The organism is Shewanella sp. ZOR0012 (assembly GCF_000798835.1).
Classification (GTDB): domain Bacteria; phylum Pseudomonadota; class Gammaproteobacteria; order Enterobacterales; family Shewanellaceae; genus Shewanella; species Shewanella xiamenensis.
This window is the reverse complement of the sequence record NZ_JTLE01000094.1, coordinates 4639162-4660454: the sequence shown is the minus strand read 5'-3', so window position 1 is coordinate 4660454 and position 21293 is coordinate 4639162. Positions and strand designations below refer to the sequence as shown.

Genomic DNA, 21293 nt, shown 5'->3' with positions numbered 1-21293 from the left:
AGGAGCAACGGGTGGTGCATTTGTTAAACATCTGACATTTGAGCGGTTAAGTGATGCCTGCCATGACATGTTTATGATGGGAAAGTTATCACTCCCCGAATTATGCCAAGCGCGCATTTTGATTGAACCTCAAGTCACCAGAATGGCAGCTAAAAATTGCACACCAGCACAAGCAATTGCTTTGCATGAAGCATTGCGACATGAAAATGACTCGTACGCATATCCCGAGACTGTCGCTTTACGCTCTGAAGTGCATTATTTATTAGCAGAAATGTCAGGCAATCGTTTCTTAGAGGCAATTGTAAAATCACTATTGATTTTACTTAAAAATCAAACAATAAAGTTTGAGCCACCAACGGATGAAATCCATCCCTTGGGCTTACACGATGTTATCGTTCAAGCCGTTATCGAAAAAGATGAAGCCAAAGCCGAAGCCGCCATGTTGGCACATTTAGAAGACTTTAATCGTCGTTTGAAAGAAATCGAATTAAGGTATATCAAGCGGCAAAATAACGCTTAGTACTGCCCGCGATAAATTTTGGCATTACAGTTTGATAAGCCGACTTACTGTAATGCCAAATTCTTCCATTACAACTCTTGACGACTGATTGAATCAACTCAATATCAGTATTATCTAATAAGTTAAGCTCGATTCTCTGCACCATACTCTTAAATATCAACCATGCAAGATTTAACAATTTGATTTTTAATAGATAAAATTAATTAACGCGTCAGATTTTACTATTCCCTTTGAGCGATTAACCGCCGCATTACACCTTTAAATAAAAACACCCGATGGGTTCATCAGGTGTTTTAGGAGTCAATCAGTAGCTCTGATGGCAAACCAGACAGTCGCACAAATTTGATCTAATTGATTGCAGATTTAGCTGAATTGAGAATGCTTATAACCCAAAGCTTCAGGATGTTATTTTTTGCAACGTCCAATATTGGAGCCAATAGATGCAACTTTGTCACACTCCTTGGCAGCTTTCTTTTCAGCAGTATTTGTAACTTTCGAGTTAGAGTTAGTATCAGCATTTGTCGATGCACAACCGCTCAAACCGAGAAATACGAGGGGAATAAGGCTCAGTGTCCATGTTTTTAGCATTGTATACATCCGTGAGTTAATTAGTGTTTAACATTTTGTTGCGGTATTGAATAGCGAAGACAGTAAGCTAACCAATAAAATCTCCTGATACAATGCTATAAACTGCAAAGACAATGTAAATTAATACATTCTACTGACGACATAAGGTTTATTAAGCGATAACACGGTAAAACACTTAGACGATGACCTGATGATAGGTTTCGACTTGGAACGACTCAACCAACTCAGGCATCACTTGGTGGAAATAATGTTGAATAGCCTCTTTAGCGCAGTGCTCATCGAAGGCAGTAATATCAACAAACTTCTCCACAAAGGTCACGCGGCGCGGTTCATCACGGCTGACGTTGAGCTCATACCGAATACAACCGGCTTCACGGCGTGTATCGGGGATCAGCGAGGCGAGCGCCGCAATCAAGGCCTCGGTTTTGCCTTCCTTAGCTAAAAAGCTCGCGACGCAAACGAGTTGTTGTTGATTGATTTTATAGTCCGCAACAGTAGTCATTTGATTTCCTTAATAAGAGTAAATTCAGCTAGTTAAAACTAGATTACTTAGGCTGGTAGCGCATGTCGATATGAGGAATGCCATCTTCCAAATACATTTCAGAACAGATGTTAAACCCGAGTTTTTGGTAGAAGTTTTTCAGATAATCCTGAGCACCAATTTGGATCCCCGCCTTGGGCCAAGTACTGAGTGCAGATTCGACCGCCCGCTGCATCAACGGCATTGCCAATCCTTTACCTCGTCCAGCAGATGACACCACCACTCGGCCAATACTGGCCTCGGGATAACTCAGCCCCGGAGGCAAAATACGGGCATAGGTGAGTAACTCGCCCGCAGGCGATAAGCCGATTAAATGCTGGGTTTCAGGGTGTCTATCTTTATCATCAAGCTCTGGATAAGCACAGGCCTGCTCGACCACAAACACATCGACTCGCAGTTTAAGGATTTCATATAAGGTGTTGGCAGTTAATTGATTAAATTTAAGAATTTGCCACTCAACTGAATCTTGTATAGACATAAAAAGGCTCTGCGTACGACAGGAAAAGAGCTCGAGTCTATCACAGCTCAGCGCATAAAAAAGCGCCTTAATTCTGGGGGGAATTAAGACGCAAGGGTTACGCATTGCGAAAACTGACTCAGTGTTATTCGATCACCGCATCGTGGGCGACTGGGCCTTGTGGTTTACGGATAAGCAGCACAGCCACCACGGCAATTAACAACAGGGCCCCCATAATCAAAAACACATCGTTATAGGCTTGAATATAGGCCTGCTGACTCATGGTTTGCCCTAACAATGCCTTGGCCTGCATAGAGGCGGTATAGGGATCCGAGCCACCCTGTTGCAACATACTGGCACTCTGATTCAAATAGTCCTGCACCTGTGTGCTAACCGCTGGCAAAGATTCCTTCACATGGGCCAAATGGCCGCGAGCCAAGTTATCGGTTAAAGTCGCCACCAAGGCGATACCAAAGGCCCCACCTAAGTTACGCATCACGTTCAGTACGGTCGAAGCCGAAGGATTCTCATGGGGCTTTAAATGCGCAGTCGCGAGCATTCCGATAGGCACTAAGATAAAGGGCTGGCCTAAGGCGCGCACCACTTGGGAGGCTATCATCTGCTGCCCAGCGTAATCTGCGGTCATTTGGCTATTCATGTAATAACTTAGGGCAAACATAAAAAAGCCGAAGGCGGCTAAGTAACGCCCGTCGAAACGTTGCATTAAACGTGGCACTAAGGGCAAAACTAACAACTGCGGGAATCCCATCCACATAATCACCTCACCAATTTCCAGTGGTGTGTAATCATGCACTTGAGACAAATAAAGTGGGATCAAATAGATCGCGCCAAAGAGCGCCATCCCCAGTAAAAAATACGCCACGGTTGAAAGCACAAAATCACGTTTACCGAGTAAGCGTAAATTCACTAAAGGATCTTTACGGTTGAGTTGGATCCACACAAACAGCACTAAATTCACCGCGGCAATGATGGCGAGATTGCGGATCAAATCCGAGCCAAACCAATCCTTACGGTTTCCCTCCTCAAGCACCACCTCGAGGCAACCCATGCCCAGCGCCATGGTGACAATGCCTGCTAAGTCGGCATTTTTCAGCTTGTCCCACACCACAGGGCGTTTTTCGAGACCATAGGCCAACATCGCCATAACCAGCAATCCTGGCGGTACGTTGATATAAAACAGGTAATGCCAACTAAAATGCTCAGTTAACCAACCACCTAAGGTTGGGCCAATCGAGGGCGCAAACGTCGCAGTCACCCCGAATAACGCCATCCCCACGGCACGTTTATTCTCGGGTAAAAATTCTAAGATCAGCCGAAAAGCCAGCGGGATCAACGCGCCACCAAAGAAGCCCTGCAACGCCCGAAAGGCGATCATGGCCTCGAGGTTCCACGAAATCGAACACAGGATAGAAGCAAAGATAAAGGCTGCAGTGGTCCACAGCAGATAACGCCTGACCGAGAGCCCTGTGCTTAACCAGCCCGAGAGCGGAATCGCAATCATCTCGGCAACCAGATAAGCCGTTGAAATCCAACTGCCTTCCTCAAGCGTTGCCCCAAGGCTGCCTTGAATCTCTTTCATCGAGGCATTGGTGATTTGAATATCAAGGATCGCCATAAAGGCGCCAATCAAACCACCAAAAACGGCAATCCACGAACGGCGACTACCACGCTCATATTCGCTCGGCCTAGCCCCAGCGGCGATAGCCTCAGGTGCAGCAGCAATTGTGCTCATGTTAACGACCTACTTAGCGACCGACGTTAGCAGCGATAGCTGTCGTCGGATGCGACGCAGTATCGACCTTCACCACCGCACTTAACCCAGGGACGACACGCGCCTCTGCTTCGGACAGTTCTAAACGGATCCGCACCGGAATACGCTGCACGATTTTGGTGAAGTTACCCGTGGCATTTTCAGCGGGCAACAGACTAAATTTGGCTCCGGACGCCGGCGACAGACTATCGATTACACCTGTAAAGGTTTTGTCGGGAAACGCATCGAGACTGACCTGCACCGACTGCCCGGGTTGCATATGTTGGATTTGGGTTTCTTTAAAGTTCGCCGAGATCCACACAGCCCCGTCCGGAACCAAACTAAAGAGTGATTGGCCGGGCTGCACATACTGCCCCACCATAGCGCCGCGTTTACCAATCACCCCAGAGAAGGGCGCGGTCACACGGGTATCATTGAGCTGAATGTTAGCTAGCTCCAATGCCGCATTCGACTGCTCAACCACAGAGCTAGCTTGATTAAGCTGAGCATTAAACACAGCAAGCTCACGTTCTTTAGCCACTAACAGCGCCTTGGCTTCATCGAGGCGCGCAGCAGCAGAATCAAAACCCGCCTGCAATTGGTCGACATCGTCCTGTGAGCTGTAATTGCTGACTTTTAACTTTTTCGCTCGGCTTAATTGTTGCTCGGCACGAATTTTATCAGCCTGCGCCGCCACCACACCCGCACTCGCTTGGCTGATCAGCGCATGTTGCAGATCCACCTTAGCGGCTAAGGTTTGTAGATCGGCTTTGGCACTGGCAAGTGCAGCCTCAGCTTGGCTGACTTTGGCGCTAAACTGGTTATCTTCAAGTTGCGCCAATAACTCGCCCTTACGCACATGCTGGTTATCGGTCACATCGGATAACACCACATAACCTGGCACTTTTACGCTCACATGGGAGATATCAGCCTCAACATAAGCATTATCAGTGGTTTCGATAAAACGTACTTGCGTCCACCAGTAATAGCCGCCACCCGCAGCGGCGGCGAGTAATAGTGGAACGGCGATAATGAGCTTACTTTTGGACATGAATGACTCCTTGATTAGTGAGTACTAGTGTACTACTGTCTCATCAAGTTTATTAGGTAGTTAAAAATCAACCCACTGTTTCACAGGTGTAACAATCATGGATCTCAATCGGGTGCAAATATTTGCTCAAGTGGTAGAGCAAGGTAGTTTTACCGGGGCAGCTAAAGCCCTCGGACTCACTAAGGCAACAGTCAGTCGCAAAATTGCCGAACTAGAAGCCGATACGGGTACTCAGCTATTATTCCGAACGACTCGCGCACTCAAACTCACAGAAGCGGGTTCAGGTTATTACAATCGAATCAATAAGATCTTAAGTGATCTTCAAAGCGCCGAAAATCAGCTCAGTGCCCACCAGCAATTAATCAAAGGTAACCTAAGAATCGTATGCCCTATTGAATTAGGTCAACTGTTTCTTGGGCCGATCTTCGCCCAGTTTTTAACCCTTTATCCCGATATCACCATAGAAGCCGAGCTCACTAACCGTAAAGTGGATGTGATAGAAGAAGGTGTGGATCTGCTATTCCAAATCGCTGACTCGAGTGATACCCGCCTACAAAGTTATTCCTTAGTTAACGCCTATAAATCCTTAATGGCCAGCCCTAAATATTTGGCCGAACATGGCACGCCAAAAGTGCCACAGGATTTGGCTAAACATAAAGCGATTCGTTTACAGTCGGCCCATATTGAAGGGGCATGGAAGCTATTTGATGGTAAAACTTGGGTAGTCATTGAGCCCGTCACGCAATTGACAGTGAATAATGTCACCATTGCCCGCGAAGCTGCCATTGCAGGGCTTGGCATTACGGCCGTGCCGTCGATTATTGCCCAAGAGGCGATAGAGAAAGGCTATTTAGTGCGACTCCTTGACGATTATCCTATGGTGCAAACCAAGGTGGTACTCAGCTATCCCAAGCGAGCCTATCTGCCGCGCAAATACCGCGTTTTTATCGAGTTTATCTACGCCTCTTTGTTTAAACGCTGGGGATCACAAGTATTAGAAGTGCCAGAATTTATCGGTCAGCAAAAATAGACCCATTCACACAGAAATTAACAACTGTAACCTTGAGAGTGTGAAATCTGCCAGTGCAGGATAAATCCTTAATCTCAGAATTGCCTTAATCCTTAAGCCCCTATAAGCTTGGCAAGGTAACAGGCAGCAAAAGACCCTAAGGTTTTCCTGATACAGTTAATACAATAAAATTTAACATTTAATCATATTTTCGGAGGAAACCTAATGAGCTTACTTAAAGAGTTCAAGGCTTTTGCATCCCGTGGCAATGTAATCGATATGGCGGTGGGTATTATCATCGGTGCCGCTTTTGGCAAGATAGTCTCATCCTTTGTGGCCGATATCATTATGCCACCGATTGGGATCATTTTAGGGGGGGTGAATTTTAGTGATCTGAGCGTTGTGCTCCTCGCTGCCCAAGGTGATGCGCCTGCTGTTGTCATCGCTTACGGTAAATTTATCCAAACCGTTATCGACTTTACCATTATCGCCTTCGCGATTTTTATGGGCTTAAAAGCCATTAACAGCTTAAAACGTAAACAAGAAGAAGCGCCTTCTGCTCCGCCCGCACCAACCAAAGATCAAGAACTACTGTCTGAGATCCGCGATCTGCTTAAAGCTCAACAGGAAAAATAAGCCTTAAAAGTCACTTAGGCAGAGTATTGAACATAAAAAACCCATCGATTTCGATGGGTTTTGTTTTTAACCTGTCAGGTCTCGATTACTCTGCGGCTTCGTGCACGGTTTCGCTATAATCTTGCACCACTTCGGCGACACGGATGCGATAAGCGTTAAACAAACAAGGCACTATGCCAGTCTGCTCGGCAATGCTGTGGGCCATTTGATTACGCCATTGGGTAATAGAGGCCATATCATCCCAAAACGATAAGCTCAGCACCTTACCATCGTCGGTTAAGCTCTGAAAACGTTCAATCGAAATTAATCCCTTGCGGCCTTCTAAATACTGGCGCATTTCAGCGGCCACATGCAGATACTCTTCCTTTCCTTCTTTCGTGGGAACGACTTCAAAAATGACTGCGATCATACTCTCTCCAGAGATACTTATCCTTAATACCAGCGCTAAGCCTAGCCTATATCAAACACTATAGCTCGCTGATTTTTAAACTTTAACATTGAGACTTACCACAAAATCATGCCAAGACTCAGCCCCAACTAGTCAGGCAATTTATCGTGTCGATATAACCAGCGGTATAAGGTCGGTAATACCAATAAGGTCAACGCCGTTGAGCTAAACAAACCGCCAATGATCACCACCGCTAGCGGCTTTTGGATTTCACTACCAACGCCCGATGACACTAAGATCGGAATTAACCCTAAGGCAGAGGTTAATGCCGTCATCAATACTGGTCGTAAGCGGCCCACAGTGCCTTCATAAACCGATTCATAGAGCGACTCGCCGCTCTGCCTGCGTTGGTTTATCGAATCCACTAATACCACTCCGTTGAGCACAGCCACCCCAAACAGCGTGATAAAGCCAATGGAGCTTGGCACCGACAGATAAGTACTACTAACAAACAACGCCACAATACCGCCGATGAGTGCTAGCGGCACGTTCGCCATAATCAGTAATACCTGCTTAACCGCACCGAAGGAGAAGTACAACAGCAAGGCAATCAAGGCGATTGAGACTGGCACTACCAACATCAGCTTTTGCTGTGCCCGCTGCTGATTTTCATACTGACCACCCACAATCACAGTATATCCAGCAGGCAAATCAGCCTTAGGCACCAACGCATAAATATCATTTACCACAGAGCCCATGTCGCGCCCTGCCACGTTCGCTTGCACCACCACTCGGCGCTGCACATCGTCACGGCGAATATTCGGCGGCGCCATTTCCACTGCAACGCTGGCCACTTCGCCTAAGCGCACAATTGCGCCATTGGTGCCACTCAAGAGCAAATCCTTAATCACATCCGGACTACTGCGAAACTCGGCGGCAAGGCGTAAATTAATGTCGTATCTGGCGTTACCGTCGATGACTTGGCCAGCGCTAGCGCCACCAATACCTTGGCTGACGAGTGTCATCACCTGATCAACACTGATGCCATAACGGGCAAGCTGCGAACGCTCTGGCCGCACTACCAGCTGCGCCTCCCCACTCACCTGTTCGAGGGACACATCCACAGCGCCGGGGATTTTCGCCACCAGATCGGTCAGCACTTGGCCTTTTTCAGATAAGACTTCTAAATCGGGGCCAAAGAGTTTAATCGCTAACTGCGCCTTAACCCCTGAAAGCAGCTCATCGACCCGAGTCGCAATCGGTTGTGAGAAGGTGAGTAGCAGCCCAGGGAAGACACTGAGCTTTTCCTCCATCAGCCGTTGCAACTCCAAACGCGAACTGGCCGATTGCCATTCTTCGATGGGTTTTAGGCCGATATAGACTTCAATATTGCTGACAGGCTCAGGATCGCCGCCTAATTCGGGCGCACCGATTCGGCTTAAGGCATACTCCACCTCGGGGAATTCCAGCAGCAAAGCCTCAAGCTTAGGTGCGACATCCAAAGAGGTGCCAAGGCTGGCGGTGGGTGCTAACGTGACCCTCAGGTTAATCGTGCCTTCCTCTAACTCGGGCACAAACTCGGTGCCGAGTCTGGGCAGCAATGCCATGCTCATGACAAACATCAGTGCCGCACTGAGTACCACCATTTTCGGACGCGCTAGCGTTGCACTGAGCAGTTTGCGATATGCACTATCCAGCGGCCTTAAGATCACACTTTCTTTGAGCACAACTCCACGTTTAAACAGATATACCGCTAAAGCTGGCACCGCGATTAATGCCACCAGCAAGGCGGAAATCATCGCCAAAATAATGCTGACGGCCATAGGTTGGAACAGCTTGCCCTCAACCCCTTCCAGCGCAAATAGCGGTGCAAACACCACAATGATAATCGCCGTCGCGAAGAAGATAGGACTGCACACTTCTTTCGCCGCCAGCATAATGCGCACGGCCATATTCCCCTGATGTTCGTCATCATCAGCGTTAACACCACCATCCTCATCACCATGGTACGGGTCAGTTTCACCATCGGCACGCGCCCTTGCCTCAGCTAAATGGCGGCGATCCGGTTGGGTTAAATGTTTGAAAATATTCTCAACCATCACCACTGAGCCATCGACCAACATACCAATGGCTACCGCCAAACCACCAAGGGACATCAAGTTGGCTGAAAGGCCATAGTAAGACATCACCATCAGCGCCAAACCGATGGATACAGGGATAGACAGCAACACCAACAGGGTGGCGCGGATATTCACAAGGAACAGCGCCAAGATAACCACAATAAACACAAAAGCCATCAGCAGCGCATCGCGCACTGTGGTAACGGCTTTATCTACTAAGTCTGCTTGGTCGTAAAACACCTCAAAGGACACGCCCTTGGGCAACGCCTGCTCAATCAGATTAATCCGCGCATCGATATCATCAATCGTCGCCTTAGTGTTGGCGCCCATGCGTTTAAGCACTACGCCCGCGACCACTTCGCCCAAGGCTTGCGCCTGCCCCGCCTCATTACGGCGCGTCATAGTCACGGCACCTACGCGGATCTCACTGCCAAAGTCGACCTTAGCAATGTCGCCCACTCGCACAGGCGTGCCACGTACTTCAGTGAGTGGAATTTGAGCAATTGAGGCAAGCCCTGCCTCTCCGGCGGGCAACATACCATAGCCTCGAACCACTAATTGCTCTTGGCCTTGGTCCATAAACCAGCCACCAGCGTTACGGTTATTGCTTTCGAGCGCCTCACTCACCTGCGCCATCGACAAGCCATAAGCACGCAACTTATTAGGGTCGACCTGCACTTGATATTGGCGAACTTCGCCGCCAAAAGATAACACATCGGTCACGCCGCCAACGGGCATCAAGATAAGTTTGACGAGGTAGTCGTTAAGACTACGCAGCTCGGCGGCATTGATACCTGCACTTGGATCTGCCCGCAAAATATATTGATAAATCTGCCCCAATCCAGAGGTGTTAGGGCCAATTTCTGGCACACCCACCCCGCTTGGGATCATCTCCCGCGCCGCCTGTAACTGCTCAAACACTTGCTGTCGGGCAAAGTAAATATCCGTGCCCTCAGCAAAGACGACCGTCACAATGGACAAGCCTGTGCGCGATAACGAACGCACTTCAGTCACCGCTGGCAAAGCATACATGGCCGATTCGACCGGATAACTGATGAGTTTCTCTACCTCTTCAGCAGCCAAACCTTCAGCCTCGGTATTGATGGTCACCTGTACGTTGGTGACATCGGGAAAGGCATCGAGATTCAACTTGGGCAACATGGCCACACTGACAGCGACCGCCGCCAGCAGCGCCAACACCACTAATAGCCGATTTTTAATCGCGGCTTCGATTGCTTTTTGCAACATAAGAATTCCTTAAGCGAGAACCATAGGCACAGTGATAGGCATCGCGATTAGTGGGCATGAATATCAAAACCAGCTTTCGCCTGCTCCGATGCCAAGAAAAATGCCCCTGCAACTACCACCTTTAATTGTGCCTGCCGTGCTTTATCCAGCTCACTGCCGCGCACTAAACTCAAGCCGCGCTGACGCTGCACCAGCTCCACCTCAATGGCTTCAAAACCATCCTCATCCTGAATAAAAATCTGCCAATCGCCATCACTGCTACGGGTTAACGCTGCATCGGGTAATACAATTCCCGATGAAATACCTGATCCGCTACTCGCCGCTGCCATGTTTTGAGAGGCATCGGCAAAGTACAGCTCGGCAAATTGCCCTGCGTGCAACACATGATCAGGATTAGGCATACTGACTAACACTTGCTCAGTACGTGTCACGCTATCCAGCTCGTGGGAGCGGCCGATAATCTTACCTGCTAAGGTTTTATCTCCCACTTGGATCAAGGCTGGGGCACCCACCTTCACATTGACTGCCTGGGCAGGCGTTAGCTGAGCTTCCACCCAAAGGTGCGACTCATCGGTCAACTGCATTAATGGCGTGCCTGCGCTAAACACTTGGCCTAGCATGGCGATATCTTGCTGCACACGGCCGTCGATAGGCGCCAACAGTTGATAGCTACCGATAGCTTCAGGGCTCGACTCTAAGGTACGAATTTGCTCAGGGGTCATTTTTATCGCCTCTAAAATCGCCCGTTTCAGTTCGGCATCGACTTGAGCCTGCATTCTGCGACTCACACTCACAGCGCCTTCACTCATGCGCTTGACTCGACTCCATTCAGCAGCGGCATTAATGTAGTCCGCCTGTGCCTGCGCAACGGCTGCGCCACCCAAGGTAAGTAAAGGCTCACCTTTTTTCACCTCTTGGCCTGGTACCACATGGCGCGCTTGTACGCGAACATCGAGCTGTGGCGCTAAGGTCGCGGTTCTATCACGATCAACCACTAAAGAAGCCGTTGCTCGAACATCGAGGTTTAAATTGGCAAGACTTAAGCTATCGCTGCTCAAGGGTAACAAACGAATTCCCGCCAGCTCCAACTGTGCCGGCGTAAAGGTTAATGCTTGCTCACCATGGTCATCCGGTGCTTGCTCGGCAGCGGTACTCTTCACTGCGGTGTTAACTTGTTTTTCGCCAGCATGATCATGGCCGTCACCAGCAAATGCTGACGTTGGCGTAATCACGGTTAACGAGGTAAGCATCAGTGCCAACGCTAAACGTGATGGCGTAAACACCGATACGAAACCTGCGGCAGACACATTGGCGAAAGAGTGAAAAACAGATTTAGGAAAAGTTGAATTCATTAGTGTGACCTCACGATTGACTTGGCTGGCACGGCGTTAGTGGGAGAAGTGGCTGTTAACGAATCGATAAAGGGCAGCAGTTGACCGCTGTCCCCCATCCAGGTTAACCAGCTCTGATAAATCGCCGTTTCGAGGTTTAAACCGACCAAATAACTGGCCGCAAGTTGTCGCCGACTCTGTAAATACTCGCTGGTGCTCACATCGCCCGAGCGCCACTGTTCACTTAAGGATTTAGCGGCTTTACTCCCCGAGGCTGCGACTCGCTCACGCCAATCTTGGTAGCGAGCCAGTAAACGGGGTAAGGCATTGTTAAATTGCGCCTGTTTAGCAGTAAGTACTCGCTCACGGGCTAAGTAGGACTGCTCTGCGATAGCGATGCCCTTATCTGCAACCGACTGTAACTCACTGTAGTTATTACGAACCTGCAAGGGGATAGCCACACCGACGCCAAACTTGTTGTCAGAGCCTTCCCGTTCGAGACCAAGGTTGATGATGGGATCCGCCGCTGTATCAGCCTTAACCTTCATGGCATTGGCCTTGGCCAATAACACCTGCTGATGGGCACTGGTCAATGCGGGTAATTCCGCTTTCGGGGCAATCATCGACACAAATTGGCCAATGTCAGAGATGAACTCCCTAAACTTGAGCTTATCAACCCCAAGTAACTCAATCACTTTACCTTCGGCGACTAAGGCCGCTTGTTCGGCCAGCGCATAGTCGGCGGTATTGCTTGCCAGTTCGAGTTTAAGCAGTTGCAACTCAACATCGGACAAATCTCCCGCGGCAAAGCGCTGCTCGGCAATATTGAGCTGTGCCTGAGTAAATCTTAATTGCTGCTCTGCAAAAGTAAGCGCCTTGTGGCTTTGCGACTGCTCGGCCAGCGCTAATAGACGCTCGGCCAACATCTGACTGCGTTCTAACTGTATATCCGCTAACAGGATCTGCGCCTCAAGCTGGGCAAGGCGGGTTGCTACGCCACGCTTATCGCCCCAATCTATGGTTTGGCTCAGCCCTAGGCTGTAGGTATCAGTGTCGGCATTTTGATAATTGAGTCCTAGTTCAGGGTTATAGACGGCGCGATCCTCCGCGGCAATCACCAGCTCCGCCTGTTGCTGCCGAGCAATTTGCGCCTGCACCTCTGGCAACTGATTAATTTGCTTGAGTAACTCTGGCAACCACTGATTCAGCGAGGTTTGAGTTTCTTGGGTTAATAGTTCACCTTGCGCTACTGCATCTAGCTCTTTGACGTCTAGGCTTGAGCTTGCTGCAACAGCGTAGTTCACCTGTCCACCAACGAGCACTAGCGTACTCAACAGGCCAAACAAGGCCTGGGCGATAATGGTTTTCTTCATCGCAATTCCTAACAATATCTAAATAGGATTGGCCCTACGCCATCGACGTGCGGATACCAATCGAATGCTCCCCTGAGGCAAAATGTCGAATAAGCTCAAAGCGCTAGCGCGAGCCAAACACGTTCGAGGTTAATAAAACCTTTGCTTTGGGGATAAATTAAGGGCTTATTGCGGCGCGCCCGAACAATAGATACGCAACCAGAAATAAGCAGATATTGAGGGTTAAGCGATGGGTGGGCGGTACTTAGGTAATTGATCTGGAGGGAAATAGGCTAAATCCGTTGGCACATAGGCCGCTTCAAAGGCTGTAAGCGTTTGGCTGTCGGAATAGGAGAGTAAAGCCACATGACCGCCATGGCATTGGCAATCAAGGCAAAGGTCAAAGTGTTGAATTTCAGTGGTTTGCACTAAATGTGAGTGGCTACTAGCACTGGCAGTCGATACGCCCGCATTGAATGCGGCTTCACCAAACGGCTCGGTACTGAATCCGGGAGCCTGCTCATTGGGGCACACACAATCCACACATTGAGTTAAGGTGGTCACAGGAGCACTAAATTGTAGGTGGGGATGATTCTCGGCTTCTTCAACGCCATTACCCGCATGTAACTGATGGGCACCCAAATTCGCGCCCGCAAATTGCAGCACGATAATGGCTATCAGTAGGGTCACCATTCGGCTAAAGAATGGCTTAGCGGTCGAAATCAAATATCACCTTTGGACGATTTAGTCATAATTCAGCAATAGCTTGTGCAAACTTAAGACAGGGATTTTAAGCATAAGTTCACAGCTTGCAAGGATTAATCTGTCAAGCTGTGACACTATTCGCTTGAAAAACTTACTTAAACACGCAGTGTTTGGCGTAATCGGCCGCTTCGTTCGCAGTCCAATCACCTTTAGGTTTTTCCTTCATTTGCTTACACCAAGCATCACTACCTACCTCTGGCGCACAGGCACTTAAGCCTGCGGTAAAGGCCAACACTAGGGCGATAGCGCCTAATTTAGCGGTCGGTTTGGCAGTCATAGTTTTCAACAAAGACATAGTTAATTCCCTATAAGTTATACCCACCATGGGCCATTAAAAAGTTGAACGTTTAGCGATCCACGCAATGGCTTTGGCTTTCTGCTCCAAGGGGAACCAAGCCACTTCGCCCTGCATAAAGGGGCCGAGTAAGCGCACAGCATTACCCACCCAATCTGGGCCGCCAACAAATACTAAAGCTTCAAAATTAGGAAGTTGGACTTCACCACTGCCCGTTAGCGACTCAAATTCCCAACCTTCGAGTAAGACGTCCGCCTCGATATACAGGCAAACCTGTCCCCAATCCTTGCGGTAACTCTTAATGGCCGGCTGTAAGCGGGTACGATAATCGGTTGAAGAGAGTCGACCACTGGCGAAAAGACTGATAACACCCTTAGCAATATCGGGGATTTGGCATAACATAAAGGCACTCCGAAACGAGAACACTATTTTGCGAACGGGCAACCACGCCTGCCCTGCAAGAATGCGCCCGATGATAACAAATCTATTGAAAAGCCATAAGCAGTTATTGCTCGCTTCTCAAAGCAATTGGACAAAACCCTAAGTCTGCCATGATAAAAATCTCAAACCGTGTGGAACTTCCGGAAAATGAAATCGAGTGGCAATTTATCCGCTCCAGCGGGGCTGGCGGGCAGAATGTCAATAAAGTCTCCACCGCCGCCCAATTGATTTTTGATATCAGAAACTCGTCATTACCCGAGTTTTATCAGCAGCGCCTGCTGCAAAAAGCCGATCATCGGATTACCGCCAGCGGCAAAATCATTATCAAATGTCAGGCGAGTCGCAGCCAAGAGGCGAATCGGCAAACCGCATTGGAACAATTTATCGCCCTAGTTGCCAGCGTGGCCGAAGTGCCAAAAAAACGTATCCCCACCCGTGCGACCAAAAGCAGCCAAACCAAACGCTTAGACACCAAAAAGCAACGTGGCGCCACTAAAGCGATGCGCCAGCTTAAGCTGGATTAACCCAGCTTGCACAGTAACGACATTCATAATGCAAAATCCGCCCGAACAGGTTAAGTTAATGGCATTCAACCCGTTAAGGCATGTCGCAAAAGGAAAGCGTAATGAATCATAAAGTTCTGCTCATCAATGGCCCCAATTTGAATCTCCTTGGCCGCCGCGAGCCCAGTGTTTACGGTCATCAAACCTTAGCCGATATTGTTGCCCTGTTAACAGAACAAGCGCAGGCGGCGGGCGTAGAACTTGAGCATATTCAATCGAATGCCGAATTTGAGCTGATCAACGCGATCCATGCCACCGATGCGCAGATGATTATTATCAACCCCGCAGCCTTTACCCATACCAGCGTGGCCCTGCGTGATGCGCTACTTGGGGTGGATATTCCTTTTTATGAAGTGCACTTATCTAATGTCCATGCCCGCGAACCTTTCCGCCACCACTCCTATTTGTCCGATAAGGCCATTGGGGTGATTTGTGGTTTCGGTGCCCAAGGCTATGAGTTTGCCCTCGCGGCGGCGATTAAAAGATTAAAGGCATAAACGCGATAAGCGTGAGCACTGGGAGCCACAAGCCATGGCCGTTGACCTTCGGAAGATCAAAAAACTGATTGAATTAGTGCAGGAATCTGGGATTGCAGAGCTGGCGATTACCGAAGGGGAAGAGTCTATTCGCATCACCCGCTACGGCCCACATACAGTAAGCACACTCGAAGGCGCGCATAATCCACCGCCCTCCACAGCATCAAGCCCAAAGCTGGCGAAAGCCCGTGACGCCCTGCCTGTGATTGAAGGCTTTGTGCAAGTATCGCCCATGGTGGGCAGCTTCCATACCTCGCAAGGCCAAACCGAGGCGCCCTTGGTGCGCATCGGTCAACGGGTGGCTCGCGGCGACACGCTTTGCATTATCGAAGCCATGCGAATGCAAAATCCCATCGAGGCCGAGCGTGACGGTATAGTCGGCGCTATTTGGGTGAAAGACGGAGACGAGGTCGCCTTCGACCAGCCGCTGTTCACTCTGATCGAAACCTAGACTTCGAAATAGAATTTAGAGGTAAAGATGATACTGATTACTGGCGCAAGCAGTGGCTTAGGCGCAGCATTAGCCGCCCTGTATGCCAAGGATAACCAAGCACTTACACTGACGGGACGCGATGCCAACCGTCTGCATACCGTGGCCAATGCCCTCAGCCCATTTTCGAATCAAAGCATTAGCGCCATCAGTGCCAATTTAGCAGACGAAGCGAGTGTCGAAGCGCTATTCGATGGCCTTACCGATGCCCCCGACACGGTTATCCACTGCGCTGGCAGTGGTTACTTTGGCGCACTGGAAACCCAAGGTGCGAGCGAAATCCAAGCGCTGCTGAATAACAATGTCACCTCAACGATTCTGCTGGTGCGTGAATTGGTGAAACGCTATAAGCAGCAAGCGGTTAAGGTGGTGATCGTTATGTCCACCGCCGCCCTCGCCGCCAAAGCGGGAGAGTCGACTTACTGTGCCGCCAAGTGGGCGGTGCGGGGCTTTATCGAATCGGTACGTTTGGAGCTCAAGCAAAGTCCAATGAAGTTGATTGCGGTTTATCCCGGCGGTATGGATACCGGCTTTTGGCCAAGCAGTGGTAAGAGTCTAGATACCTCAAGCTTTATGTCCGCCGATGAGGCCGCAGGCATGCTAAAACAAGCGCTACTCGCCACTGAGCACGGTTATATCGCCGATATCACCATACAAAGAGGTTAAGAAGTTTACTTAAAAGCGGCGCAGAGATGGATCTGCGCCGTCATGGTCGGCTTAATCAATGCAGTTTGCAGTACAAAGATTATCAGCGCGGCGACTCTCCCTGTGGGTTAACCACCACATGACTAAACCGCCAAGGGATAGAAGTGCTGCGGCATAACCAGTCGCGGCGATGCCTTGGCCTGATAAGATCACTAAGCTGCCAACCCAAGGGCCAATCGCATTGGCAAGGTTAAAGGCACATTGCACTAAGGCACCTGTCATGGCCTGCCCATCGGGGGCCACATCCATTAATCGCGCCTGCACTATCGTTGCTAGACCAATCCCCGAACCCACAAAGAATACAATCGGCATTAATGCCCAATAAGATCCCGTCAAACTTGGATACAGCGCCAATACTAAGGTGCTTAACACCAGCGACCAAAATGCCGCCGCCAGCGCCGACTTATCCGCCGCCCAGCCACAGACTAAAGTGCCTAAGGTGGCACCAATCCCAAAGACCGCCATCATCACCGGGATTTTAAAGGGCTCGACCTGGGTGACTTGGATCAGCGTTTCGGCCAGATAGGTATACACACAGAAAATCCCGCCAAAACCGATAGCCGCAATGCCGAGCGTGAGCCAAACTTCGCGGTTCTTAAGGGTTTGCAGCTCTTTTTTCGGGCTGGCATTTTGCGGTACGGCGACATTCGGGGCGAGAAAATACAGCATCACGGCAGTAACGGTGGCAATAATCGCCACTATGCCGATACCAGAGCGCCAACCGACGGTTTGCCCCATCCAAGTCGCGAAGGGCACGCCAACGATAGTGGCTAAGGTTAAGCCGATAATCACCCGAGAAACCGCTCGAGCCTTCATCTCTGGCGGCACTAAGGACGCCGCCAGTAACATAGCGACACCAAAATATGCACCATGGGGCAAGCCACTTAAAAAACGGAAAAAGACTAACCAATTCAAGCTGGGCGCCAAGGCACTTAAACCATTAGCAACTGCCATCATGGCGGCCAAGGCGATTAACAGGGTGCGCCGCTTAATCCTCACTCCCAGCACCATAATGATGGGCGATCCCACCACCACCCCAAGGGCATAGGCGCTGATGGCATAACTCACATGGGCGACATCGACACTTAAATCGCTGGCGATATAAGGCACTAAGGTCATGGCGGCAAACTCTGTGGTGCCTAGGGCAAAAGTGCCTAATGCCAAGGCTAACAACACCCAAAGCGCGCTGCTTTGGGCTGGGGGTTGAGAGTTGGGGTGAACTGCTTGCAAACGATTTCTCCGCGATTCTGTAAAACGACAACTTGCTAAGAAAAAAACAGGAGCCCACTCGGGGCTCCAGTTATAGAAGCGTTGATAAAAATGGATTACTTAACTAACTGTTCTTGATAGGTTTGGCTATTCCAATCGAAGGCATAAAGCGTGCCTTGCCATTCATATAAGGTACGGCCATCTTGCTGCACTATTCTGGCATTGCTCGGCAGACTCGACACACTGCGCGCCGCTCGCGCCCGGGGAACTGCGGCAGTTGGCTCCGCTGAGACTGTTGAAGCTCTCGCCGTCGAGGCCGCCGACATTACAGTTGCGCTATTGGTTGGCATATTCGACACCATCCGACCTTCGCTCGGCGAATATTGCATGCTGGTGGTAACACGCACAGGCGCAGAAATGGCCACTGGCGTATCATCATAGCCTGTCGGGATCGACAAACCGATGCCCGAATAAGGCGAATGCCAGTAACGCTCGCGATTCCAACGCCAGTCGTCATTCCATATCCCATCATTCCAGCCATAGCCAAGGTTCCAGCCCGTCGCTAAGCCAACTCCTAAACCCAATCCCCAAGGATAATAGGGACGGTAATATGGGCGATAGTAACGATGGCTATCACTATGTTTATGATGCTTTTTATAGTGATTATCTTGGCGCCCATAACTCTCGCTATAGCGATCATTTGTGCCTCGATCCCCCGCAATCGCCCAATCTGGCGCGGCAAGACCACCGATCAACAAGGCGCCGAGTAAAGACAAAGCCAAGCCTGTTTTATGCCAAGGCTCCGCGTGCTTACTTAAGGAAACCGATTGATGTTTAAGGCATTTATCTTTAGCAAGGAATGAATAGAATCTCATATAAACCTCGATATACCGGGCGTTGGTCAAATAAACACCGACCTAGGACAAGTATTTTACGCTTCCAAAGCTGGAAGATCACTGAATAGGTTAACCCTAAAACAGAAAAATGCTATAGTGCGCGCCACACGGATTTCCACTGCAGAGGCTATTTCCACATGAGTTTTAAGGATTTACGCAGCTTTATTGATCATCTGGAAGCCAATGGCGAACTCAAACGCATTAGCTACCCCGTTGATCCTCATTTAGAAATGACAGAGATCGCCGATCGCGTTCTGCGTGCCAAAGGCCCTGCACTTCTGTTCGAAAATCCAACCAATCATTCCATGCCAGTGCTGGCCAACCTCTTTGGTACTCCAAAACGTGTCGCCATGGCGCTGGGTAAAGACGACCCGTTAGCACTGCGCGAAGTCGGTGAGCTATTAGCGTTTTTAAAAGAACCTGAGCCACCACGCGGTTTTAAAGACGCGATTTCAAAAATCCCTATGTTCAAGCAAGCCTTGAATATGCCACCCAAGACGGTGCGTAATCCCGCCTGTCAGCAAGTGGTTAAAACCGGTGATGAGGTCGATTTAACTCAGCTGCCGATTCAACATTGTTGGCCGGGCGATGTCGCGCCACTGGTCACTTGGGGCTTAACCATTACTAAAGGCCCGCGTAAGAATCGCCAAAATCTTGGGATCTATCGCCAGCAATTGCTCGGCAAGAATAAACTCATTATGCGCTGGCTATCCCACCGTGGTGGCGCGCTTGATTTTGCTGATTTTAAAGAGCAATTCCCCGGTGAGCGTTACCCTGTAGTTGTAGCCTTAGGCTCAGATCCAGTGACTATTTTAGGCGCGGTAACCCCAGTACCCGATGCGATGAGCGAATACGCCTTTGCGGGATTACTGCGCGGTGAACGCACCGAAGTCTGCAAAGCCTTAAGCTGTGATTTAGAAGTACCCGCCAGCAGCGAGATTATCCTCGAAGGCTATATCGACCCCGATGAGATGGCCGAAGAAGGTCCCTACGGCGACCACACGGGTTACTACAACGAGACGGATAAATTCCCCGTCTTTACTGTGACCCATATTACTCACCGTAAAGATCCGATTTACCACAGCACCTATACTGGCCGTCCACCGGATGAACCTGCCATGTTAGGCGTGGCACTCAACGAAGTATTTGTGCCAATCTTACGCAAGCAATATCCTGAAATTATTGACTTTTATCTGCCTCCCGAAGGTTGTTCTTACCGGATGGCGGTGATCTCAATTCGTAAACAATATCCTGGCCATGCGAAACGGGTGATGATGGGCGCTTGGTCCTTCCTGCGCCAGTTTATGTATACCAAATTTATTGTGGTGGTCGATGACGATGTGAATTGCCGCGACTGGAACGATGTGATTTGGGCCATTACCACTCGTATGGACCCGAAACGCGACACCGTGATGATCGATAACACGCCTATCGATTACCTCGACTTTGCCTCTCCCGTAGCGGGCCTCGGCTCCAAAATGGGCCTCGATGCGACTAATAAGTGGGAAGGCGAAACCACCCGCGAATGGGGTACGCCGATTGTGATGGACCCTAAGGTTAAGCAAAAGATCGACTCAATCTGGGATGAGTTAGGTATAGACGACAGCCCAACCCTATAATTCAGCTTAAGCACGACGTACCCACTTAAGCCAAGAGAATTGGCCGCGAATGGCCCTAATGCGACACCTCTAACAAAATAAAAAGGTGCAAAGGAAGTTTGATGAAAACCATACGTTGTAAGATAGAGAAAGTAACCCCCTTTAACGACGCCGTATATCAGGTGTGGTTAAAGCCTGACACCCCGTTGGAGTTTCAAGCGGGACAATACCTGTGTGTTGTGATGGGTGAAAAAGATAAACGTCCTTTCTCTATCGCGTCCGCCCCTAATGCCGAAGTGATTGAGCTTCATATTGGTGCGGCCGTCAGCGAAAGTTATCCAATGCAAGTGGTTGAAAGATTGCGTAATAGCACGCATATCGACATCGAAGCGCCAGGCGGCGAAGCCCACCTACGCCACGACAGCCAGCGCCCACGTTTATTGATCGCCGGTGGCACAGGCTTCTCTTACATCAAGAGTATTGTCGAGCAACAAATGGCCCTCGGCCAACAGGTCGAAACAATCTTGTATTGGGGTTGCCGCACCCAAGATGCCATGTACTACGAAAGCATCGCCCGCGCATGGCACGACGCTCACCCTTGGTTGCATTTTGTGCCCGTTATTGAAGAGGCCCCAGCAAACTGGCAAGGCAAAACCGCCAATCTGCTCGCGCAAATCAAACAGGATTTTATTAGCCTCAATGGCTATGACATCTATATCGCAGGTCGTTTCGATATGGTCGGTGCCGCCCGCGAAATCTTCCGCGAAATGGGAGTAGACGAAG

22 protein-coding genes are annotated in these 21293 nt (G+C 49.6%); 9 read left to right on the top strand and 13 right to left on the bottom strand.

Annotated elements, in window-relative coordinates; genetic code table 11:
- Positions 1-520, top strand: a 520-nt coding sequence (locus tag L976_RS22075) for a FadR/GntR family transcriptional regulator (protein ID WP_047540908.1), incomplete at its 5' end; no start/stop codon positions are given.
- Positions 521-1283: 763 nt separating this feature from the next.
- On the opposite strand, the gene L976_RS22070 is transcribed toward L976_RS22075, so the two are convergent.
- The 4 genes from L976_RS22070 to L976_RS22055 all read right to left on the bottom strand — a co-directional run bounded on the left by L976_RS22070 (position 1284) and on the right by L976_RS22055 (position 4928).
- Positions 1284-1610 (bottom strand): putative quinol monooxygenase, encoded by a 327-nt coding sequence (locus tag L976_RS22070; RefSeq protein WP_037413979.1) that lies wholly within the window; start codon positions 1608-1610, stop codon positions 1284-1286.
- A gap of 43 nt (positions 1611-1653) precedes the next feature.
- Positions 1654-2127, bottom strand: a complete 474-nt coding sequence (locus L976_RS22065; protein ID WP_047540046.1) for a GNAT family N-acetyltransferase — start codon at positions 2125-2127, stop codon at positions 1654-1656.
- A 124-nt stretch (positions 2128-2251) separates the two neighbouring features.
- Positions 2252-3859: a DHA2 family efflux MFS transporter permease subunit gene (locus L976_RS22060; protein WP_047540044.1), complete on the bottom strand. Its 1608-nt coding sequence runs from the start codon at positions 3857-3859 to the stop codon at positions 2252-2254.
- A 13-nt stretch (positions 3860-3872) separates the two neighbouring features.
- Complete coding sequence (locus tag L976_RS22055) at positions 3873-4928, bottom strand: HlyD family secretion protein (protein ID WP_047540042.1); 1056 nt, start codon at positions 4926-4928, stop codon at positions 3873-3875.
- 97 nt (positions 4929-5025) lie between these two features.
- Here L976_RS22055 and L976_RS22050 point away from each other — a divergent pair, with 97 nt between their 5' ends.
- Both L976_RS22050 and mscL read left to right on the top strand, forming a co-directional pair.
- Entirely contained in the window at positions 5026-5958 is a 933-nt protein-coding gene (locus L976_RS22050; protein ID WP_086024034.1) for a LysR family transcriptional regulator, read from the top strand.
- Between the two features lie 204 nt (positions 5959-6162).
- Positions 6163-6573, top strand: coding sequence for a large-conductance mechanosensitive channel protein MscL (gene mscL, locus L976_RS22045; protein WP_037413967.1), 411 nt, complete (start codon positions 6163-6165; stop codon positions 6571-6573).
- Positions 6574-6658: 85 nt separating this feature from the next.
- Here the strand turns inward: mscL and L976_RS22040 are convergent, their stop codons facing one another.
- The 7 genes from L976_RS22040 to L976_RS22010 all read right to left on the bottom strand — a co-directional run bounded on the left by L976_RS22040 (position 6659) and on the right by L976_RS22010 (position 14474).
- Complete coding sequence (locus L976_RS22040; RefSeq protein ID WP_037413966.1) at positions 6659-6982, bottom strand: antibiotic biosynthesis monooxygenase family protein; 324 nt, start codon at positions 6980-6982, stop codon at positions 6659-6661.
- Positions 6983-7110: 128 nt separating this feature from the next.
- Positions 7111-10329 (bottom strand): efflux RND transporter permease subunit, encoded by a 3219-nt coding sequence (locus L976_RS22035; RefSeq protein ID WP_047540040.1) that lies wholly within the window; start codon positions 10327-10329, stop codon positions 7111-7113.
- 47 nt (positions 10330-10376) lie between these two features.
- On the bottom strand, positions 10377-11681 hold the full coding sequence (locus L976_RS22030; RefSeq protein WP_047540038.1) for an efflux RND transporter periplasmic adaptor subunit: 1305 nt from the start codon (positions 11679-11681) through the stop codon (positions 10377-10379).
- On the bottom strand, positions 11681-13033 hold the full coding sequence (locus L976_RS22025) for a TolC family protein (protein WP_047540035.1): 1353 nt from the start codon (positions 13031-13033) through the stop codon (positions 11681-11683). The genes L976_RS22030 and L976_RS22025 overlap by 1 nt, the downstream gene beginning before the upstream one ends.
- Before the next feature lie 222 nt (positions 13034-13255).
- Positions 13256-13705 (bottom strand): hypothetical protein, encoded by a 450-nt coding sequence (locus L976_RS22020; protein ID WP_047540906.1) that lies wholly within the window; start codon positions 13703-13705, stop codon positions 13256-13258.
- 163 nt (positions 13706-13868) lie between these two features.
- Positions 13869-14072 carry a DUF3012 domain-containing protein gene (locus tag L976_RS22015; protein ID WP_037428695.1) on the bottom strand — a complete coding sequence of 68 codons (204 nt, stop codon included), beginning with the start codon at positions 14070-14072 and terminating at the stop codon, positions 13869-13871.
- Positions 14073-14108: 36 nt separating this feature from the next.
- Positions 14109-14474 (bottom strand): STAS/SEC14 domain-containing protein, encoded by a 366-nt coding sequence (locus L976_RS22010; protein ID WP_023268861.1) that lies wholly within the window; start codon positions 14472-14474, stop codon positions 14109-14111.
- 149 nt (positions 14475-14623) lie between these two features.
- Here L976_RS22010 and arfB point away from each other — a divergent pair, with 149 nt between their 5' ends.
- The 4 genes from arfB to L976_RS21990 all read left to right on the top strand — a co-directional run bounded on the left by arfB (position 14624) and on the right by L976_RS21990 (position 16768).
- Complete coding sequence (gene arfB, locus L976_RS22005; protein WP_047540033.1) at positions 14624-15037, top strand: alternative ribosome rescue aminoacyl-tRNA hydrolase ArfB; 414 nt, start codon at positions 14624-14626, stop codon at positions 15035-15037.
- Between the two features lie 101 nt (positions 15038-15138).
- On the top strand, positions 15139-15573 hold the full coding sequence (gene aroQ, locus L976_RS22000; RefSeq protein ID WP_047540031.1) for a type II 3-dehydroquinate dehydratase: 435 nt from the start codon (positions 15139-15141) through the stop codon (positions 15571-15573).
- Positions 15574-15607: 34 nt separating this feature from the next.
- A complete protein-coding gene (gene accB, locus L976_RS21995) occupies positions 15608-16063 on the top strand; it encodes an acetyl-CoA carboxylase biotin carboxyl carrier protein (protein WP_047540029.1) in 456 nt (151 codons plus the stop codon).
- Between the two features lie 27 nt (positions 16064-16090).
- On the top strand, positions 16091-16768 hold the full coding sequence (locus L976_RS21990; RefSeq protein ID WP_037413948.1) for an SDR family NAD(P)-dependent oxidoreductase: 678 nt from the start codon (positions 16091-16093) through the stop codon (positions 16766-16768).
- A 51-nt stretch (positions 16769-16819) separates the two neighbouring features.
- Here the strand turns inward: L976_RS21990 and L976_RS21985 are convergent, their stop codons facing one another.
- A complete protein-coding gene (locus L976_RS21985) occupies positions 16820-18037 on the bottom strand; it encodes an MFS transporter (protein WP_047540027.1) in 1218 nt (405 codons plus the stop codon).
- Positions 18038-18132: 95 nt separating this feature from the next.
- Positions 18133-18891, bottom strand: a complete 759-nt coding sequence (locus L976_RS21980) for a hypothetical protein (protein WP_047540025.1) — start codon at positions 18889-18891, stop codon at positions 18133-18135.
- Between the two features lie 158 nt (positions 18892-19049).
- Here L976_RS21980 and ubiD point away from each other — a divergent pair, with 158 nt between their 5' ends.
- Together ubiD and fre are read left to right on the top strand one after the other, a co-directional pair.
- Positions 19050-20531 carry a 4-hydroxy-3-polyprenylbenzoate decarboxylase gene (gene ubiD / locus L976_RS21975; protein WP_037427322.1) on the top strand — a complete coding sequence of 494 codons (1482 nt, stop codon included), beginning with the start codon at positions 19050-19052 and terminating at the stop codon, positions 20529-20531.
- Positions 20532-20632: 101 nt separating this feature from the next.
- On the top strand, positions 20633-21293 hold a 661-nt coding region (gene fre / locus L976_RS22550; RefSeq protein ID WP_156143271.1), incomplete at its 3' end, for an NAD(P)H-flavin reductase.

Excerpts from the sequence above, each read along its gene's own strand:
- L976_RS22070 (WP_037413979.1), bottom strand. The coding sequence starts at position 1,610 with ATGACTACTGTTGCGGACTATAAAATCAATCAACAACAACTCGTTTGC.
- L976_RS22065 (WP_047540046.1), bottom strand. The coding sequence starts at position 2,127 with ATGTCTATACAAGATTCAGTTGAGTGGCAAATTCTTAAATTTAATCAA.
- L976_RS22060 (WP_047540044.1), bottom strand. The coding sequence starts at position 3,859 with ATGAGCACAATTGCTGCTGCACCTGAGGCTATCGCCGCTGGGGCTAGG.
- L976_RS22055 (WP_047540042.1), bottom strand. The coding sequence starts at position 4,928 with ATGTCCAAAAGTAAGCTCATTATCGCCGTTCCACTATTACTCGCCGCC.
- L976_RS22050 (WP_086024034.1), top strand. The coding sequence starts at position 5,026 with ATGGATCTCAATCGGGTGCAAATATTTGCTCAAGTGGTAGAGCAAGGT.
- mscL (WP_037413967.1), top strand. The coding sequence starts at position 6,163 with ATGAGCTTACTTAAAGAGTTCAAGGCTTTTGCATCCCGTGGCAATGTA.
- L976_RS22040 (WP_037413966.1), bottom strand. The coding sequence starts at position 6,982 with ATGATCGCAGTCATTTTTGAAGTCGTTCCCACGAAAGAAGGAAAGGAA.
- L976_RS22035 (WP_047540040.1), bottom strand. The coding sequence starts at position 10,329 with ATGTTGCAAAAAGCAATCGAAGCCGCGATTAAAAATCGGCTATTAGTG.
- L976_RS22030 (WP_047540038.1), bottom strand. The coding sequence starts at position 11,681 with ATGAATTCAACTTTTCCTAAATCTGTTTTTCACTCTTTCGCCAATGTG.
- L976_RS22025 (WP_047540035.1), bottom strand. The coding sequence starts at position 13,033 with ATGAAGAAAACCATTATCGCCCAGGCCTTGTTTGGCCTGTTGAGTACG.
- L976_RS22020 (WP_047540906.1), bottom strand. The coding sequence starts at position 13,705 with ATGGTGACCCTACTGATAGCCATTATCGTGCTGCAATTTGCGGGCGCG.
- L976_RS22015 (WP_037428695.1), bottom strand. The coding sequence starts at position 14,072 with ATGTCTTTGTTGAAAACTATGACTGCCAAACCGACCGCTAAATTAGGC.
- L976_RS22010 (WP_023268861.1), bottom strand. The coding sequence starts at position 14,474 with ATGTTATGCCAAATCCCCGATATTGCTAAGGGTGTTATCAGTCTTTTC.
- arfB (WP_047540033.1), top strand. The coding sequence starts at position 14,624 with ATGATAAAAATCTCAAACCGTGTGGAACTTCCGGAAAATGAAATCGAG.
- aroQ (WP_047540031.1), top strand. The coding sequence starts at position 15,139 with ATGAATCATAAAGTTCTGCTCATCAATGGCCCCAATTTGAATCTCCTT.
- accB (WP_047540029.1), top strand. The coding sequence starts at position 15,608 with ATGGCCGTTGACCTTCGGAAGATCAAAAAACTGATTGAATTAGTGCAG.
- L976_RS21990 (WP_037413948.1), top strand. The coding sequence starts at position 16,091 with ATGATACTGATTACTGGCGCAAGCAGTGGCTTAGGCGCAGCATTAGCC.
- L976_RS21980 (WP_047540025.1), bottom strand. The coding sequence starts at position 18,891 with ATGAGATTCTATTCATTCCTTGCTAAAGATAAATGCCTTAAACATCAA.
- ubiD (WP_037427322.1), top strand. The coding sequence starts at position 19,050 with ATGAGTTTTAAGGATTTACGCAGCTTTATTGATCATCTGGAAGCCAAT.